17 protein-coding genes are annotated in these 15,806 nt (G+C 61.8%); 8 read left to right on the top strand and 9 right to left on the bottom strand.

Annotated elements, in window-relative coordinates:
• The first annotated feature begins 106 nt into the window (after window positions 1–106).
• Window positions 107–628: a single-stranded DNA-binding protein gene (ssb, locus tag QSJ80_RS14660; protein ID WP_285765224.1), complete on the top strand. Its 522-nt coding sequence runs from the start codon at window positions 107–109 to the stop codon at window positions 626–628.
• Between the two features lie 81 nt (window positions 629–709).
• Window positions 710–1,582: a sugar nucleotide-binding protein gene (locus QSJ80_RS14655; protein ID WP_285765223.1), complete on the top strand. Its 873-nt coding sequence runs from the start codon at window positions 710–712 to the stop codon at window positions 1,580–1,582.
• On the opposite strand, the gene QSJ80_RS14650 is transcribed toward QSJ80_RS14655, so the two are convergent.
• From QSJ80_RS14650 to fabA, 4 genes are all read right to left on the bottom strand, one after another.
• A complete protein-coding gene (locus tag QSJ80_RS14650; RefSeq protein ID WP_285765222.1) occupies window positions 1,579–3,135 on the bottom strand; it encodes a cryptochrome/photolyase family protein in 1,557 nt (518 codons plus the stop codon). The two genes, QSJ80_RS14655 and QSJ80_RS14650, sit on opposite strands and share 4 nt — an antisense overlap.
• Complete coding sequence (locus QSJ80_RS14645) at window positions 3,125–3,295, bottom strand: DUF2256 domain-containing protein (RefSeq protein ID WP_285765221.1); 171 nt, start codon at window positions 3,293–3,295, stop codon at window positions 3,125–3,127. The genes QSJ80_RS14650 and QSJ80_RS14645 overlap by 11 nt, the downstream gene beginning before the upstream one ends.
• 95 nt (window positions 3,296–3,390) lie before the next feature.
• Window positions 3,391–4,602, bottom strand: coding sequence for a beta-ketoacyl-ACP synthase I (gene fabB / locus QSJ80_RS14640; protein ID WP_285765220.1), 1,212 nt, complete (start codon window positions 4,600–4,602; stop codon window positions 3,391–3,393).
• 27 nt (window positions 4,603–4,629) lie between these two features.
• The gene (gene fabA / locus QSJ80_RS14635) at window positions 4,630–5,154 is read right to left on the bottom strand and encodes a 3-hydroxyacyl-[acyl-carrier-protein] dehydratase FabA (protein ID WP_285765219.1); all 525 of its coding nucleotides are present in this window, start codon (window positions 5,152–5,154) and stop codon (window positions 4,630–4,632) included.
• A gap of 320 nt (window positions 5,155–5,474) precedes the next feature.
• Between fabA and QSJ80_RS14630 the strand changes: the two genes are divergently transcribed.
• Window positions 5,475–6,824 (top strand): phosphohexomutase domain-containing protein, encoded by a 1,350-nt coding sequence (locus tag QSJ80_RS14630; RefSeq protein ID WP_285765218.1) that lies wholly within the window; start codon window positions 5,475–5,477, stop codon window positions 6,822–6,824.
• A gap of 76 nt (window positions 6,825–6,900) precedes the next feature.
• On the opposite strand, the gene QSJ80_RS14625 is transcribed toward QSJ80_RS14630, so the two are convergent.
• The 3 genes from QSJ80_RS14625 to QSJ80_RS14615 all read right to left on the bottom strand — a co-directional run bounded on the left by QSJ80_RS14625 (window position 6,901) and on the right by QSJ80_RS14615 (window position 10,342).
• Window positions 6,901–7,593 (bottom strand): peptidoglycan recognition protein family protein, encoded by a 693-nt coding sequence (locus tag QSJ80_RS14625; protein ID WP_285765217.1) that lies wholly within the window; start codon window positions 7,591–7,593, stop codon window positions 6,901–6,903.
• 34 nt (window positions 7,594–7,627) lie between these two features.
• Complete coding sequence (gene pgi / locus QSJ80_RS14620; protein ID WP_285765216.1) at window positions 7,628–9,292, bottom strand: glucose-6-phosphate isomerase; 1,665 nt, start codon at window positions 9,290–9,292, stop codon at window positions 7,628–7,630.
• A gap of 87 nt (window positions 9,293–9,379) precedes the next feature.
• Complete coding sequence (locus QSJ80_RS14615) at window positions 9,380–10,342, bottom strand: polyprenyl synthetase family protein (protein ID WP_285765215.1); 963 nt, start codon at window positions 10,340–10,342, stop codon at window positions 9,380–9,382.
• Between the two features lie 231 nt (window positions 10,343–10,573).
• On the opposite strand from QSJ80_RS14615, the gene rplU reads away from it, so the two are divergent.
• From rplU to QSJ80_RS14590, 5 genes are all read left to right on the top strand, one after another.
• Window positions 10,574–10,885: a 50S ribosomal protein L21 gene (gene rplU / locus QSJ80_RS14610; RefSeq protein WP_285765214.1), complete on the top strand. Its 312-nt coding sequence runs from the start codon at window positions 10,574–10,576 to the stop codon at window positions 10,883–10,885.
• Window positions 10,886–10,902: 17 nt separating this feature from the next.
• Complete coding sequence (rpmA, locus tag QSJ80_RS14605; RefSeq protein ID WP_285765213.1) at window positions 10,903–11,160, top strand: 50S ribosomal protein L27; 258 nt, start codon at window positions 10,903–10,905, stop codon at window positions 11,158–11,160.
• 288 nt (window positions 11,161–11,448) lie between these two features.
• Window positions 11,449–12,651, top strand: coding sequence for an Obg family GTPase CgtA (gene cgtA, locus QSJ80_RS14600; RefSeq protein WP_285765212.1), 1,203 nt, complete (start codon window positions 11,449–11,451; stop codon window positions 12,649–12,651).
• A gap of 94 nt (window positions 12,652–12,745) precedes the next feature.
• A complete protein-coding gene (gene proB / locus QSJ80_RS14595; protein WP_285765211.1) occupies window positions 12,746–13,906 on the top strand; it encodes a glutamate 5-kinase in 1,161 nt (386 codons plus the stop codon).
• 117 nt (window positions 13,907–14,023) lie between these two features.
• The gene (locus tag QSJ80_RS14590; RefSeq protein WP_285765210.1) at window positions 14,024–15,061 is read left to right on the top strand and encodes a helix-turn-helix domain-containing protein; all 1,038 of its coding nucleotides are present in this window, start codon (window positions 14,024–14,026) and stop codon (window positions 15,059–15,061) included.
• On the opposite strand, the gene QSJ80_RS14585 is transcribed toward QSJ80_RS14590, so the two are convergent.
• Both QSJ80_RS14585 and rpsT read right to left on the bottom strand, forming a co-directional pair.
• A complete protein-coding gene (locus tag QSJ80_RS14585; RefSeq protein WP_285765209.1) occupies window positions 15,058–15,396 on the bottom strand; it encodes a hypothetical protein in 339 nt (112 codons plus the stop codon). The genes QSJ80_RS14590 and QSJ80_RS14585 overlap by 4 nt on opposite strands.
• 102 nt (window positions 15,397–15,498) lie before the next feature.
• Window positions 15,499–15,768 (bottom strand): 30S ribosomal protein S20, encoded by a 270-nt coding sequence (rpsT, locus tag QSJ80_RS14580; protein WP_285765208.1) that lies wholly within the window; start codon window positions 15,766–15,768, stop codon window positions 15,499–15,501.
• Window positions 15,769–15,806: the final 38 nt, after the last annotated feature.

The raw sequence follows: 15,806 nt of genomic DNA, 5'->3' as shown, positions 1-15,806 counted from the left end.
AACCGGTCAGTCGGCCGGCGGGGCCAGTGCGAGCGAAAGAGCTGGTAGACAAGCAGATAGAAGCGTTTAGACAAGTAAGCAAAAATTCAAGAGACAGGAGAGATGCATGGCTTCCCGTGGTGTTAACAAGGTAATTCTGGTCGGCAACCTGGGCCAGGACCCGGAAACCAAATACATGCCGAGCGGCGGCGCAGTGACCCAGATCAGCGTTGCCACCAGTGAGACCTGGAAAGACAAGAATACCGGCCAGCAGCAGGAGCGCACCGAGTGGCACCGGGTGGTGTTTTTCAACCGCCTGGCGGAGATTGCCGGCGAGTACCTGCGCAAGGGTTCCAAGGTTTACCTGGAAGGCAGCCTGCGCACGCGCAAGTGGCAGGACAAAAACACCGGTCAGGACCGCTACACTACAGAAATCGTTGCAAGCGAGATGCAGATGCTGGACAGCCGTGGCGCTGGTGACAACGCAGGCGGCGGTTACGGTGGTGGTTACGATTACGGTGCCCCGGCACAGCAGGGCCGCCCGCAGCAGGCCCCGCAGCAGGCGCCGCAGCAACAGCAGAAGCCGCAACAGGCTCCGCAACAGCCGGCTGGTTTCGACAACAGCTTTGACGACGATATTCCGTTTTAATTAATAACCGGTAGCGCGCTCGGCCTCCGCTGGCTAGATGTACTTACGAGCGCGTTGCACCTGGATGTGGCCCGGTAATCCTTGTCTATCCTGAATCCCAGTCACAAACCCGATACCCTGCTGGTCGAGAGCGGCACCGTCCTCGACCAGGAGCTGGTTCGCGCCCTGGAGGGCGCGGGTTTCGCCTGTCGCGTCCTCAGTGTCGACCAACTGCTCGACAACCCTGCATCTGTCACTCCCGATAACCCCCTGATGGTGGTCAATGCCAGCGCTTATGCCGGCGAAGCACCGGACGAGCGTGCGGTCCGTGCTGCCGGGTTACTGGCAGGCGCGGAACTGGAGCTAGTTCTGCACCTGTCGTCGTATCAGGTATTTGGGGGTGGCAAGCGACGCGAGTTCTCGGAGCAGGATGCGCCCGCGCCGCTGGACGCCACTGGCAGCCAGTGGCTGGCCTGTGAGGAAGCGCTTGCAGAAAAACCGCACTGCGCAGTGCTGCGCCTTCCCTGGGTGATGGACATCTCCCCCGCGGCGCTGCTCGGGCGTGTGCTGGCTGCGGTCGATGAGGGCAAGGCACTGCAACTGGACGACCGCGCAGAGGGCAACCCGGTCACCTGTCGCACGGTGGCGCGGGTGGTACAGGCAATACTGCTACAGTTCAGTGCCGGTGCCACGCCACAGCCGATGCTGTTTCAGTGCGGCGCCTCCGATACCTGTACCGAGGCGGCATTTGCCGGAGAGGTTTTCGAGCGGGCCCGTTCGTTGCGTGAGGATGTGGCTGAGCCGGTACTGGAACCCGGCAACGGTGAGCGCCGCAGCGCTGTCCTTGCCACCCGACACCTGCGCTACAGTTTCGGCATCCAGCCGCGCAGCTGGCGCGAAGGCCTGAATCGCCTGGTGGAAGTGTGGCTGGAAAAACTTGGCGCGCAGACCTCAGAAAACCCGACGCAGCACTAGAGCTTTTTCAGGTTGCGCTTGCACCACTGCGCACGCTTGAGCAGGTCCGCCTGCCTGTCTTCCTCCATCTTGTCCCAGTTTCGGTAAATCATGCCGATACGCGGGTTTTTCTCGAAATTCTCCCGGTGCCGGATCATAAAGTCCCAGTACAGGCTGTTGAACGGGCAGGCGTCGTCCTCGGTGCGGTGCTTGACCTGGTAATGGCAATCCCCGCAATAGTCACTCATGCGGTCTATGTACTGGCCGCTGGCAGCATAGGGCTTGGTGGCGATGATGCCGCCGTCCGCAAACTGGCTCATGCCCCGGGTGTTCGGAAGCTCGACCCATTCGATCGCGTCGATGTAGATACCCAGGTACCAGGCGTCTACCTGTTTCGGCTCTATGCCTGCCAGCAGGCAAAAGTTGCCGGTGACCATCAGGCGCTGGATGTGGTGCGCATAGGCGTAGTCCAGGGACTGGCGGATCGCCGCCGCCATGCAGTGCATCCGCGTCTCAGCGCTCCAGAAGTAGTCTGGCAGTGCACGTCTTGCGCCGAGGCTGTTGGCGCGGGCATAGCCGGGCATATTGGCCCAATAGATGCCGCGCACATATTCCCGCCAGCCCAGGATCTGGCGCACGAAGCCCTCTATCTGCGCAAGTTCGACCCCGCTGTCGGGCGCTTCGTAGGTAGCGAGCGCCGCGTCGATCACCTCGCCGGGTGAAATCATCTTGCTGTTGAGCGCGAAGGAGATGCGCGAGTGATACAGGCTCCATGCGTGTGGCGCCTTGCCGGACATGGAATCCTGGAACTGGCCAAAAAAGGCCAGGCAATGCTGGCAGAAAAACCGGAGCAGACGCAGCGCCTGGCGACGCTCGTGCGGCCAGATGGAGGTGTCCGAAGGCGTGCCGATGGTGGCAATCTTGTGACGCTCGATGCGTTCGAGATAGTCGGCAACGGGGTTGGCAAAAACCAGCGGCTCGGGGATATGCGCAAACTGTTCCGGTGGCAGCTTGTTGCGGTTTTCTGCATCGAAATTCCAGCGCCCACCGCTCGGCTCGTCGCCGTCCATGAGAATTTGGAAGCGCCGGCGCATATGCCGGTAAAACGCCTCCATGGTCCTGTGCTTGCCGCGACTGAACTGCTCCGGGATCTCGTCCCATGGCAGCAGGAAATGTTCCGAATCGGTTTCGGCCACCTCGATGCTGCTGCCCATCTTCAGCTCGCGCAATACCTGCAGCAGGCGGTACTCGTCGGGGCGCTGGTACTCGAACCGGTCCACGCCGTATTGCTTGCACAGTGCCTTGAGCAGTTTTTCGAGGCTCGGGTGTTTACAGGATTCATCCAGTGTCAGGTACTCGACCCTGTGCCCGGCCTCGCGCAGGTGTGCGGCGAAGTCCGCCATGGCGGCGAAGAAGGCGCAGAGCTTCTGTACGTGGTGGCGGACATAGGTGGCCTCCTCGTGCAGCTCGGCGATCACATACACCACCCGCGGGTCCTTGCGATTGAACCAGGAATGCTTCGGGTTGAGCTGGTCGCCGAGAATCAGGCGCAGGGTATCGGCCTTAGCTGCCATTGGGGGTGCCCTCGCTGGCCGCCTTGCGTCTCTGCCGCCGGCAGCGTTCCGAGCAATAGATGACGGAGTGCCACTGGTTGCGCCAGCGTTTGCGCCAGGTAAAGGGTCGTCCGCACGCGGGGCAGGTTTTCTGGGGGAGGTCTCGTTTTTGTATACGCATCCCGAATGTTATAGACGGGTTTCGCGCGGAAGGGAGCAGGAAGGGGAAGGAGGGGCGCATGGCGGCGGGAGCCGCCATGCGGATTGCGCGGTGGCCTAGATCTTGTCGAATACCAGGCTGGCGTTGGTGCCGCCGAAACCGAAGCTGTTGGACAGCGCGCGCTTGACCTTGATGTTGTCGCGGCGCTCTGTCACCAGGTCGAGGCCCGCAGCCGCTTCGTCGACAGTCTCGACGTTGGCGGAGGCGGCGATGAAGTCGTTTTCCATCATCAGCAGCGTGTAGATGGCCTCGTGTACACCCGCGGCGCCAAGGCTGTGTCCGGTCAGGGACTTGGTGGAGGCAAAGGCCGGCACCTTGTCGCCAAACACGCTCTGCAGCGCCTTGAGCTCGGCCACGTCGCCCACCGGGGTCGAGGTGCCGTGCGTATTGATGTAGTCCACAGAGCCTTCCAGGCCCGCTAGCGCCTGTTCCATGCAGCGCTGGGCGCCTTCGCCGGAGGGGGCCACCATGTCGTAGCCATCGGACGTGGCGCCGTAGCCGGTCAGTTCCGCATAGATCTTGGCGCCGCGCGCCACGGCGTGTTCGTATTCCTCCAGTACCAGGCAGCCGCCGCCACCGGCAATGACAAAGCCATCGCGGTCGGCGTCATACGGGCGGGATGCCGTTGCCGGGTTGTCGTTGCGCTTGGTCGACAGCGCGCCCATGGCGTCGAACAGGTGGGTGAGGCTCCAGGCCAGTTCTTCACCGCCGCCGGCGAACACGATGTCCTGCTTGCCCATCTGGATGAGCTCGGCGCCGTTGCCGATGCAGTGCGCGCTGGTGGCGCAGGCGGAGGAGATACTGTAGTTCACGCCCTTGATCTTGAACGGGGTGGCCAGACAGGCAGACACGGTGCTGCCCATGACCTGCGGCACGCGGTACGGACCAACGCGGCGCACGCCCTTTTCCTTCAGCACATTGGCGGCATCGATAATGGCCGCAGTGGAGGTACCGCCGGAGCCCATGACAAGGCCGGTGCGCGGGTTGGATACGTCCTTTTCCTCCAGGCCCGAGTCCTCGATTGCCTGCTGCATGGAGATATACGCATAGGCCGCCGAGGGGCCCATAAAGCGCAGGGCCTTGCGATCGATGTGGTCCTTGAAGTCGATATCGACTTCGCCACCGATGTGGCTGCGCAGACCGATCTCCTTGTACTCAGGAATCTCGCGAATGCCGCTGCGGCCCTCGCGCAGGGAGGTCAGGACCTCTTCCTTGGAGTTGCCGATACACGAGGTAACGCCCATTCCGGTAATAACGACGCGGCGCATAGAGTTCTCCAGTTATCAGTTGAGCGCTTAAAAATTGTCGGTGCGGGTGAACAGGCCGACTTTCAGGTCTTTCGCGGTATAGATCTCGCGGCCATCGACGCAAACGCTGCCGTCGCCAATGCCCATCACCAGCTTGCGCTCAATCACGCGGGACATGTCGATGCGGTAGGTCACCTTCTTCGCGGTCGGCAGGATCTGGCCAGTGAACTTCACTTCGCCGCAACCCAGTGCGCGTCCGCGGCCCGGGTTGCCGCGCCAGCACAGGAAGAAGCCGAGCAGCTGCCACATGGCGTCCAGGCCGAGACAGCCCGGCATCACCGGGTCGCCGGGAAAGTGACAGTCGAAGAACCAGAGATCCGGGCGGATATCCAGTTCGGCGGTGAGCAGGCCCTTGCCGTACTTGCCACCCTCGGACTCGATCTTGGTGATGCGATCTAGCATCAGCATGTTGGGTGCGGGGAGCTGGGCATTGCCAGGACCGAAAAGCTCGCCGCGGGAGCTGGCGAGCAGCTCTTCGTAGGTGTAGCTTTCCTTGGGAACAAAAGAGTTCATGTGGTCACCAAATTGCGGGTATATCAGGATAAAAATAGTTGATCGGGATTCTAAGCCGTGCGGGAGGGCTGTCTAGCGGGCACTGGCAATTTCGCCAATTGCGGCCATATTGGCCATAACTCTGGCCAATTTCAAAATGAGAGAATTCGCGCCTTAACGCCCCGGTCACAACACTCGCGCCTTTCGCGTCATGGGTGTGTTACTTCATAGATGGTAATAGTCTCGCAATGGCTTAGTAGCGAGGTTTTGGGCACAATAGTCGCCTCGCCGGGCGCGCCGGAGTGTGCGCCGTCGTCAAAAACCCGAAGTAGAAGGTTTCCATGTCTCAACTTACCTGTTTCAAGGCCTACGATCTGCGCGGCCGCGTGCCCGATGAACTCAATACCGATGTCGCCTACCGTGTGGGCCGCGCCTTTGCGCAGTTCCTGGAAGCCGGCCGGGTCGTGGTCGGCCACGATATCCGCCTGACCAGCCCGGAACTGACTGACGCCCTGGTAGAGGGGTTGCGGGATTCCGGTACCGATGTGACCCATATCGGCACCTGCGGTACTGAAGAAGTCTATTTTGCCACCTTCCACGGGCAGTTCGACGGCGGCATCTGTGTCACCGCGAGCCACAACCCGATGGATTACAACGGCATGAAATTTGTGCGTGCCGGCAGCAAGCCCATCAGTGGCGATACCGGCCTCAAGGATATCCAGGCCCTGGCGGAGAGCGGCGACTTCCGCCAGCCGGTGCGTCGCGGCACCCTCGAGTCCGTCGATTTCCGCCCGGATTTCGTCCAGCACCTGCTGGGCTACACCGACACCGCCGCATTGAAGCCGCTCAAGCTGGTGGTCAATGCCGGTAACGGCGGCGCAGGCCTGGTCGTGGATGCGCTGGAGCAGCAGCTGCCTTATGAATTCATCAAGGTGCACCATAACCCCGACGGCAATTTCCCGAACGGTATCCCGAACCCGTTGCTGCCGGAAAACCGCTCCGCAACCGCAGAAGCCGTGGTGGCCAACAAGGCGGACATGGGTATCGCCTGGGATGGTGACTTCGATCGCTGCTTTTTCTTCGATGAGAACGGCAACTTTATCGAGGGCTATTATGTCGTCGGCCTGCTGGCGGCGGCCTTCCTGCAGAAACACACCGGCGCCAAGGTGGTGCACGACCCGCGCCTGACCTGGAATACCCGTGCGATCGTCGAGCAGGCCGGTGGCGAAGCCATCCAGAGCAAGACCGGACACGCGTTTATCAAGGAGCGTATGCGCGCGGAAGACGCCGTATACGGCGGTGAAATGAGTGCGCACCACTATTTCCGTGACTTTGCCTACTGCGATAGCGGCATGATCCCGTGGCTGCTGGTGGCAGAGCTGGTTTGCCGCTCCGGCAAGCCGCTTTCAGAGCTGGTGTCCGAGCGTATGGCGGCGTTCCCCTGCAGCGGTGAGATCAATTCTCGGGTCGCTGACGCGGCTGCACTGCTGGAAAAAGCCGAGCAGGTCTACGGTAGCGATGCCCTCAAAGTCGAAAAAGTTGACGGCCTCAGCGTCGAGTATGCGGAGTGGCGTTTCAACCTGCGTATGTCCAATACCGAACCGGTGGTGCGCCTGAACGTGGAATCCCGTGGTGACGAGCAGCTGATGCGGGAGAAAACCGAGGAGCTGATGGCGCTGATTCGCGGCTAATTGCAGAGCGTTCACAAGCAAAAAACAAAGGCGCCTCACGGCGCCTTTGTTTTTTAATAAGGTTCTCTTGGTGCCGCTAGCCCTGCGGTACCGGCTTCAGGTTCAGCTCGCCGAGCCCGGCACGCAGCTTATTCATGAAGGCATCACCGGGATCGGATTTTTCCGTGCGGTAATTGTTATCGATTTCCATAAACAGCGGGTGATCGACAAACTTCGTGTATTCATGGTGGCCGATCACGTACTCGATCGGGAATTCGTGCCCCAGCTTCCTTATGAGATTGATATTGGCTTCAAGCTGCGCCTCGGTCAGCGGCTGGTCCGTGCCATTGCCGACGTTCTCGATGCCGATGGCGGTGTGGTTCAGCCCAATGACATGACGCGCGAAGGTGGTGTTGGGTAGCAGCTGGTAGATAGTGCCGTCCTGGTCGATCAGGTAGTGCGCGGAAACATTCAGTGCGCTGGCGGATCCGATGGCAGTCCTGAACCCGGGCAACTCGACAGGATTCATCGCGTTGAACGAGGCTTCCAGCGTCGGGATCGCAGTCCAGTGTGCGACCACCATGCGCGGTTCGATCTGCGCTTTTTCCCGTTCGATCCCGTAGCGGGTTTTCAGGTATTCGAGTGAAAGCCGTTCCCTGGTGGCATCAAAAATGATGGGCTTCTGGATAATGTTCAGTGAGCTTTTGGCCGCCGCCGGCGAGGCGGAGGTGGCACCGGCGAAAACCGCAAGCATGCCGCCGAGTGCGCACGCCCAAATTCCTTTTTTCATGGATGTTTCCCTGATTGTGCGGTCTATGTATCGGTCATGCCTGGTCGGTAGACTTTTCTGTTTCCGGCGGCAGGCACGCCTCAACCATGCTGCGCGTGGAGGCGTCCCAGCCCGCGGGCAGCTCGCCGCTGCTTGCCGCGGTAAAAATTTCCTCGCCCAGCAGTTTGCCCAGTTCCACGCCCCACTGGTCGAACGGATTGATCCCGAGCAAGGTGCCGAGCGCAAACACCTTGTGTTCGTAGAGTGCGAGCAAGGCGCCGAGAGTGGCGGGGGTCAGTTCATCCAGCAGAATGGTGTTGCTCGGGCGATTGCCCGGCACCGCCTTGTGCTGTGCCAGTTCTGCGGCCTCTGCAGCGGCCATCCCTTTTGCCAGCAGTTCTGCCTCTATTGCCCCGGCACTGCGGCCTTCCATCAGGGCGCGGCTCTGGCTGAAGCAGTTGGCCAGCAGCCAGTTGTGCTGGCGGGTCAGCGTGGACATGGGCTTGCGCACCGCGACAAAGTCGGCCGGCACCAGCAACTTGCCCTGGTGCAGCAACTGGTGGAAGGAGTGCTGGCCATTGGTGCCGGCGGAGCCCCAGATGACAACGCCGGTGACATAATCCACTGATTTGCCGTTGCGTGTGACGTGCTTGCCAAGGCTTTCCATATCCAGCTGCTGCAGCCAGGCTGGCAGTTTTTCCAGGCGCTGTGCGTAGGGCAGCATCACCTGGCTTTGCGCACCCCAGCACTGTGCGTACCAGAAGGTAATCAGCGCGAGTAGCGCGGGCAGGTTTTGCTCCAGCGGGGCGCTGGCGAAGTGGACGTCCATGCGCTGGGCGCCGGCCAGCAGCTGTTCAAATACCTCGTACCCGCAGGCCATGGCGATGGGGAGGCCGATCGCGGACCAGAGTGAGTAGCGCCCGCCGACCCAATCCCACAGCGGGAAGATATTCTGCTCGGCGATGCCAAACTCTACCGCCGCCGGAATATTGGAAGTGGAAGCGACAAAGTGTTTGTGCAGCGCGTTCTCGGGGCAGCCACCGGCGAGGGTCCAGGCGCGCGCGGAAAGGGCGTTCTCGCGGGTTTCCAGTGTAGAGAAAGACTTGGAGGCAACGATGAACAGCGTGGTTTCCGGATCCAGTTGCCACTGCAGGTCGGCCAGGTCGGCACCGTCGATATTGGCAACGAAATGCACGCGCACCGGTTGTGGCTCGCGCGGCAGCAGGGCTTCGGTCACCATGCGCGGCCCCAGATCGGAGCCGCCGATACCGATATTGACTACATCGGTGATTGCCTTGCCACTGAAGCCGGTCCAGGCGCCGCTGCGCACGCGTTCCACAAACGCCGCCATCTGCTCGCGACAGGCGGCAACGGCATGCTCCTCCGCGGTCTGCGGCTTGCCCTGGAAGCGCAGCGCGGTATGCAGGGCGGGGCGGTCTTCGGTGTTGTTTACCCGCTCGCCGCGCAACAGATCCTGTACAGCATCCGTCAGCCTGGCTTCGCGCGCGCAGCCGACAAGCAGTTGCAGGGTTTCGTCGTCGAGGTGGTTCTTGCTGAAGTCGAGGGTGATGCCGCAGTCGCGGGCGCTGACCGAGAATCGGTTGCTGCGCTCGCTGTCCCTGAACAGGGTGCGGAGTTCATGTTGCCAGTCGCGGCGGTGCTGCTGTAGTGCCGGGAAGGATGCCATGCGGGCGCTGAGCCCGCAGTCGTGTTCAGCCATGTTGTTCTTTTTGCCTGGTCCCTTGGAGCAGGCAATTATGCCCCAACACGGCAGCCGGTTCGACCGGCGCTTTTGCCAGCCCTGCGGTCAGAAAGTGCGCGCCACCGAGTATTCGGCGAGTTGTTCCAGCGCAGTCTTGTAGACGCCGGCAGGCAGCCACTCGAGTTTTTCGCAGGCCATTTCGGCCTGCGTGCGCGCCATCTGCAGGGTGTAGTCGATCGCACCGCAGGCCTCGATCGCCTCCAGTATTGCGCCCAGCTTGTCGGTGCCGCTGTTTTCAATGGCGCTGCGCACCAGTGCAGCCTGCGCTTCGGTGCCGTGGCGCATGGTATAGATCAGCGGCAGCGTGGGCTTGCCCTCGGCCAGGTCGTCACCGACATTCTTGCCCAGCTCTTCCGCATTGCCGCGGTAATCCAGGGCATCGTCCACCAGCTGGAAGGCCTGTCCCAGGTGATAGCCGTAAGCGCGCAGGGCCGCGCGCTGCTCGGCGTCGGTGCCGGCCAGGACTGCGGCAGTCTCACAGGCGGCCTCGAACAGGGCTCCGGTCTTCTTGTGGATCACCGTCAGGTAGTTTTCCTCGCTGACGTTCGGGTCGCCGGCGTTGACCAGCTGCTGCACCTCGCCCTCGGCAATGGTGTTTGTGGTGTCGGACAGGATCGACATGATGTCCATGTCGCCGATGCCCACCATCATCTGGAAGGCGCGGGAATAGAGGAAGTCTCCTACCAGCACGCTGGGGGCATTGCCCCATTTGGCATTGGCGGTCAGGCGGCCGCGGCGCAGTTCGGAGGTGTCCACCACGTCATCGTGCAGCAGGGTCGCGGTGTGGATGAACTCGATAATGGCGGCCAGGTTGATGTGGGTGCGGCCCTGGTAACCGGCCGCCTGTGCGCAGAGCAGCACCAGCAGCGGGCGCAGGCGCTTGCCACCGGCCTCGACCAGGTAGTGCCCGATATTCTCTACCAGGGGCACATCGGAGTGCAGCTGCTCGATAATCAGCTGGTTGACTGCCTTGAAGTCTTCGGCGGCGGCCTGGTGGAAAGGCAGCATAACGGGGTCCCCGGGGTTGGGTGGCGTGTAAAATGCCACCGACGTATATAAAGGCGAAGATGCTAGGTGGCGGCCGGTGTGAAGTCAACCGCACGGCGCTTGTGTTCACCAGCGGGATTGATTAAACTTTGCGCCCCCGAATTTGGGGATGATTTTTGAGCACACGGCGCAAGCTCCCGAAATGCAACCGCAAGGTCGCTGCTTCGTGTCGTCCACTTATCTGGAGCAGATATGTACGCTGTAATTGAAAGCGGTGGTAAGCAGCACCGCGTAGAAGAGGGCGAAGTCCTCAAACTGGAAAAAATCGAAGCCGCAACCGGCGAGACCATCGAGTTCGATAAGGTCTACATGGTTGTGAATGGTGAGTCCATCCAGATCGGTGCGCCGGTTGTAGATGGTGCCAAGGTTACCGCTGAAATCGTGAGCCACGGCCGCGGCGAAAAGGTGAAGATCATCAAGTTCCGCCGTCGCAAGCACTCCATGAAGCGTCAGGGTCACCGTCAGTGGTACACCGAAGTTAAGATTACTGGTATCAAGGCATAATTAAGGAGTAACGACTCATGGCTCACAAAAAAGCTGGCGGTAGTACCCGGAACGGCCGCGATTCCGAAAGTAAGCGTCTTGGCGTCAAGCGTTTTGGCGGTCAGGCAGTCCTGGCGGGCAACATCATCGTGCGTCAGCGTGGCACCAAGTTCCACGCGGGCACCAATGTTGGCATCGGCAAGGACCACACCCTGTTCGCAACTGCGGACGGTGTTGTGAAGTTCGAGGTCAAGGGCCCGAACAATCGCAAGTACGTCTCTATCGAGACTGCCTAAGCGGTCAAAGTCTGTTTTTCGAAACAGCCGAAAAGCCCCGCTCTGCGGGGCTTTTTTGTTGGTATTGCCGGGAGGGTGAAAGCCCTGGTGGCACATTAACGTTGCTCCTGTACAGGCGTCTGTTCACGGGGGCTCAGGAAGCCTTTTCAAAACATTTGCCGTGAGGCTTCCTAAATTTTGGTTACCAAAGGTAGCCGGCAGGCAGTTTTGAACAGGCCTTCCGGTGCCGCCGGTGAACCCTTGCGGCCCCCAACCCCTGGCGGCGGCCCCCAACCCCTGGAGAGAAAAGTGAAATTTGTCGATGAAGCCCCGATCCACGTGTCCGCCGGTAATGGCGGCAAGGGCTGCCTGAGCTTTCGCCGGGAGAAATTTATTGCCAAGGGTGGCCCCGATGGCGGCGACGGCGGTGACGGTGGCTCCGTGTACCTGGTGGCCGACGACGCCCTCAATACCCTGATCGACTACCGTTTCCAGCCGCGCTACCGCGCGCAAAACGGCGAGGCCGGCCGCGGCAGTAACTGCACTGGCGCCAAGGGTGATGACCTGGAGCTGCCGGTTCCGGTGGGCACCACCGTGATCGATGCGGACACCGGTGAGACCCTCGGTGACATGACCGAGGCAGGGCAGAAACTGCTGGTGGCGCAGGGCGGTTTTCACGGCCTCGGCAATACCCGTTTCAAGTCCAGTACCAACCGGGCGCCGCGCCAGACCACCCCGGGTACCGAGGGCGAGCAGCGCGCGCTCAAGCTGGAGCTGAAAGTGCTGGCGGACGTGGGCATGCTGGGCCTGCCAAATGCGGGCAAGTCCACGTTTATCCGCGCGGTATCGGCCGCAAAGCCGAAGGTGGCGAATTACCCGTTCACCACCCTGGTGCCGAACCTGGGGGTGGTGCAGGTACAGAAGCACCGCAGCTTCGTCATTGCCGATATCCCGGGCCTCATCGAGGGTGCCGCGGAAGGTGCGGGCCTCGGGATCCGCTTCCTCAAGCACCTGACCCGCTGCCGGGTGCTGTTGCACCTGGTGGACCTGGCGCCGTTTGACGGCAGTGACCCGGCCGAGAATGCGCGTATCATTGAAAACGAACTGAGCGTCTTCAGCCCGACCCTGGCCAAGCGCGAGCGCTGGCTGGTGCTGAACAAGACCGACCTGGTGCCGGCGGCGGAGCTGGAAGCGCGTTGCAACGCCGTGGTCGAGGCGCTGGGCTGGGAAGGCCCGGTATTCCGCGTCGCTGCGATCAGCAAGCAGGGTACCGATGAACTGGCGGGCATGTTGCAGGATTACCTGGAAGAGCGCTGGGCAGAGGAAGAGGCCGATCCGGAGCTGGCCGAGGCAGAACTGGAATCGCAGCGCGCAATGCAGCGCGAGGGGCGCGAGCGTATCGACAGCCTGCGCGAAGAGCAGCGCCGCAAGCGCAAGGCCGCCAAGGAACAGGACGACGATGACGATTGGGATGACGATGACCACGATGTGGAGATCGAATACCGCCAATAAGTACCTGGCTACGTGCGCCAGGGTGTGAGCGATTCGTACGGCGAGAGACAATCGCCGGCGTAGAATAAGACAGCTGTTGTAAAGGGAGTTTGCAGTGACAGAGTGGTTGCTTGAAGGGGAGCAGGCAAGCGAGGCGCGCGCGGCCCTGGCCGGGCGCGCGCAGCGCTGGGTGGTCAAGATTGGCAGCGCCCTGCTGACCAATAACGGCCGCGGTGTGGATCGCGATGGCATCGCCGAATGGGTACGCCAGATTCACCAGCTGCGGGAGTCCGGTGCCGAGGTGTTGCTGGTCAGCTCTGGTGCCGTGGCCGCCGGAATGGACCGCCTCGGTTGGACGCGCCGCCCCGATTCCATTCACCAGCTGCAGGCTGCCGCAGCCGTTGGCCAGAGCCTGCTGGTACAACTTTACGAGGAGTGCTTCCGCGCACTGGGGGGCACCAGTGCACAGGTGCTGCTCGACCACGACGACCTTTCCAACCGGCGCCGCTACCTCAATGCGCGCAGCACCCTGCGCGCGCTGTTGCAGCTGGGCGTGGTGCCGATCATCAATGAGAATGACACCGTGGTTACCGATGAAATCCGCTTCGGTGACAACGATACCCTGGCCGCGCTCGTGGCCAATCTGGTGGAGGCCGATGGCCTGTTGATCCTTACCGACACCCCGGGCCTGTTCAGTGAAGACCCCCGCGATAACCCGGATGCCCAGCTGGTTTCCTGCGGCCGCGCCTGTGACCCGCGCCTGGCGGCCATTGCCGGCGGTTCGCGCAGCGGCCTCGGCCGCGGGGGCATGCAGACCAAGGTCAGCGCGGCGGCGCTGGCGGCGCGCTCTGGTGCCAGTACCATCATTGCCGGCGGAACCGAAGCGGATGTCATCCGTCGTGCCTGTAGCGGGGAAGCGGTGGGTACCCTGCTGCTGCCGGAGGCCGGGCGGGCCACCGCGCGCAAGCGCTGGTTGGCCGGGCAGTTGCAGCCGCGCGGCGAACTGCGGCTCGATGCCGGTGCGGCGCGCGCACTGCTGGAAGCGGGCAGCAGCCTGCTGGCCGTGGGCATTACCTCACTGGAGGGGGATTTCCAGCGTGGCGACCCGGTGATCTGCCGCTCACCCGAAGGGGGCGAGATCGCGCGCGGGCTGGTGAACTATCCCGCCGACGAGTTGCGCCGCATTCTCGGCCAGCCCAGCAGCCGCTTTGAGGAATTACTGGGCTACCGCGATGACGACGAGGTGATCCATCGCGATAACCTGGCGCTGGTGTGAGCTACCCGCCTGCTGCTGACCGGGCGGGCGCATATGGTCATATTGCCAGCGGTAGTTCGGCGGGTACAATCGGGGCAGTGCCCGTAATGACCTGCAGTCAGGATCAAGAATAACGCCATGTACCAGTGGGATTTCGCCACAGAGATCATGCAACGCCTGTTTATCGGCCTCGAGCGCAGTGGCGCCGATGTGGATGAAATCGTGCGTCGTGTCGGGCTGGATCCGGCCGCACTGGGTGGCGAGCGCACCATCCTGCGGCTGCCTGAAAATGACAGTGACCAGCTGCTCAAGGTCTGTGCGGAAGTCACCGGGGACCCGAATATCGGCCTCAGTCTGGGCCAGGCCATGCCGGCGTTCGGTGGCCTCGCGCTCGAATACCTGTTCCTGAGCAGTGAGAACTTCGGTGCTGCGATGCAGCGCTTCACCCGTTACTGCCGCCTGCTGAGCAGCAGTTTTTCCTCGCAGCTGCTGCCGCCCGCCAACGGCCGGGTGCGGCTGGAATTCGGGTACAACCTGCCCGGCTCCGTATCACTCAGGCACTCCACTGAGCTCACCGCAGTGTGCCTGGTGCGCTTCTTTCGTCACGTCACCTTCGGCGAGTTTCAGCTGGCATCGGTCGGCTTCGTGCACACTGACGCGTGCGGTGCGCAGCAGCGCGAGGCGTTTTTCGGTGTGCCGGCGGTGCTGGGCCAGGCATCCAACTACATCGAGTTCGAACAGTCGGTATGCGCGGTGCGCTGCATGCACGCGGAGCCCAAGGTGCAGGCGCTGCACGAATCGCTGATGGAAAAGCAGCTGCGCACCCTGAAAAAGCGGGACCTGGTGATCCGGGTCGAGGCGATTATCGCGGACCTGCTGGAAAGCGGTGAGGTCAACCTGGAAGGGGTTGCCGCCCGGGTAGGAATCAGCCCGGCGCGCCTGCGCCAGGACCTGGCGGATGTGGGGGCCGGCTTCAGCCAGCTGGTGTCCGGCTACCGGATCAGTCTGGCCAAGGAGTTGTTGCTGGACTCGGCCCTCGGTATTGAGGAGATCGTCTATCGCACCGGTTTTTCCGAGCCGAGCCCTTTCTACCGGGCGTTCAAGCGCAGCACGGGTATGACCCCCGTGGCCTTCAGGGAGCGTTACGCCCGGGCCGCCGAGAGCCAGGGCGGTTAAAAGCCGTTGCCGACGCAGGCACCCCTGTCTGCGCCCTGGGCTAGCAGCTCCTCTGCCTTGTCATAGGCTACGTTCATGGTTTCGCCCTGGTGGCAGATGGTGAGGTGACCGACCTCGCGCGCTGCTGCGGCTTTCATCTCCTGCGGGTCACTCTCACAGCGACCCCGGTATGCGCCTTTGGCCAGGTATGCGTCGACATTTTCATCCCGGATCTCGATGGTGCTGCCGTTGTGGCAGACCAGTAGTTCACGGTCGGCCCGGATGGGTTTGTCGCCGTTCATGGCGCAGGCCTGCAGCAGCGTTACCGTGGCGATGACAGCGCAGTACTTCATCATATTTCTTCCCCTGAAATTACTACCAGTCTAGACCTTCGGTGGTAAATCCCGGGCACAAAAAAACCGGCGCCAGGCCGGTTTTTTTGTGGGTCTGGGCGAGCCTTAGGCTGCGCTCATCGCCTTGATCTTGGCATTCAGGCGGCTCTTGTGACGGGCTGCCTTGTTCTTGTGAATAATGCCTTTATCCGCCATGCGGTCGATGACCGGGACTGCTTCTGCGTAAGCTGCCTTGGCGTTGTCTGCGTTACCTGCATCAATGGCTGCAACTACCTTTTTGATGTAGGTGCGCACCATGGAGCGCAGGCTGGCGTTGTGGTTGCGACGCTTTTCGTTCTGGCGTGCGCGTTTCTTCGCTTGAGGTGAGTTAGCCACCGTATGCTCCTGTAAGAATCTCTCAAAATCTGTCTAAA

Source organism: Biformimicrobium ophioploci (assembly GCF_030270605.1).
Lineage (GTDB): Bacteria > Pseudomonadota > Gammaproteobacteria > Pseudomonadales > Cellvibrionaceae > Biformimicrobium > Biformimicrobium ophioploci.
The sequence above is the reverse complement of the archived record's forward strand: the minus strand, read 5'-3'. Positions and strand labels throughout refer to the sequence as shown.

What these genes read in the sequence shown, in the direction of transcription:
- fabA (WP_285765219.1), bottom strand. Translation starts at nt 5,154, where the DNA reads ATGAACTCTTTTGTTCCCAAGGAAAGCTACACCTACGAAGAGCTGCTC.
- ssb (WP_285765224.1), top strand. Translation starts at nt 107, where the DNA reads ATGGCTTCCCGTGGTGTTAACAAGGTAATTCTGGTCGGCAACCTGGGC.
- rplU (WP_285765214.1), top strand. Translation starts at nt 10,574, where the DNA reads ATGTACGCTGTAATTGAAAGCGGTGGTAAGCAGCACCGCGTAGAAGAG.
- QSJ80_RS14585 (WP_285765209.1), bottom strand. Translation starts at nt 15,396, where the DNA reads ATGATGAAGTACTGCGCTGTCATCGCCACGGTAACGCTGCTGCAGGCC.
- fabB (WP_285765220.1), bottom strand. Translation starts at nt 4,602, where the DNA reads ATGCGCCGCGTCGTTATTACCGGAATGGGCGTTACCTCGTGTATCGGC.
- rpmA (WP_285765213.1), top strand. Translation starts at nt 10,903, where the DNA reads ATGGCTCACAAAAAAGCTGGCGGTAGTACCCGGAACGGCCGCGATTCC.
- pgi (WP_285765216.1), bottom strand. Translation starts at nt 9,292, where the DNA reads ATGGCTGAACACGACTGCGGGCTCAGCGCCCGCATGGCATCCTTCCCG.
- QSJ80_RS14625 (WP_285765217.1), bottom strand. Translation starts at nt 7,593, where the DNA reads ATGAAAAAAGGAATTTGGGCGTGCGCACTCGGCGGCATGCTTGCGGTT.
- QSJ80_RS14650 (WP_285765222.1), bottom strand. Translation starts at nt 3,135, where the DNA reads ATGGCAGCTAAGGCCGATACCCTGCGCCTGATTCTCGGCGACCAGCTC.
- QSJ80_RS14645 (WP_285765221.1), bottom strand. Translation starts at nt 3,295, where the DNA reads ATGCGTATACAAAAACGAGACCTCCCCCAGAAAACCTGCCCCGCGTGC.
- QSJ80_RS14630 (WP_285765218.1), top strand. Translation starts at nt 5,475, where the DNA reads ATGTCTCAACTTACCTGTTTCAAGGCCTACGATCTGCGCGGCCGCGTG.
- QSJ80_RS14590 (WP_285765210.1), top strand. Translation starts at nt 14,024, where the DNA reads ATGTACCAGTGGGATTTCGCCACAGAGATCATGCAACGCCTGTTTATC.
- QSJ80_RS14615 (WP_285765215.1), bottom strand. Translation starts at nt 10,342, where the DNA reads ATGCTGCCTTTCCACCAGGCCGCCGCCGAAGACTTCAAGGCAGTCAAC.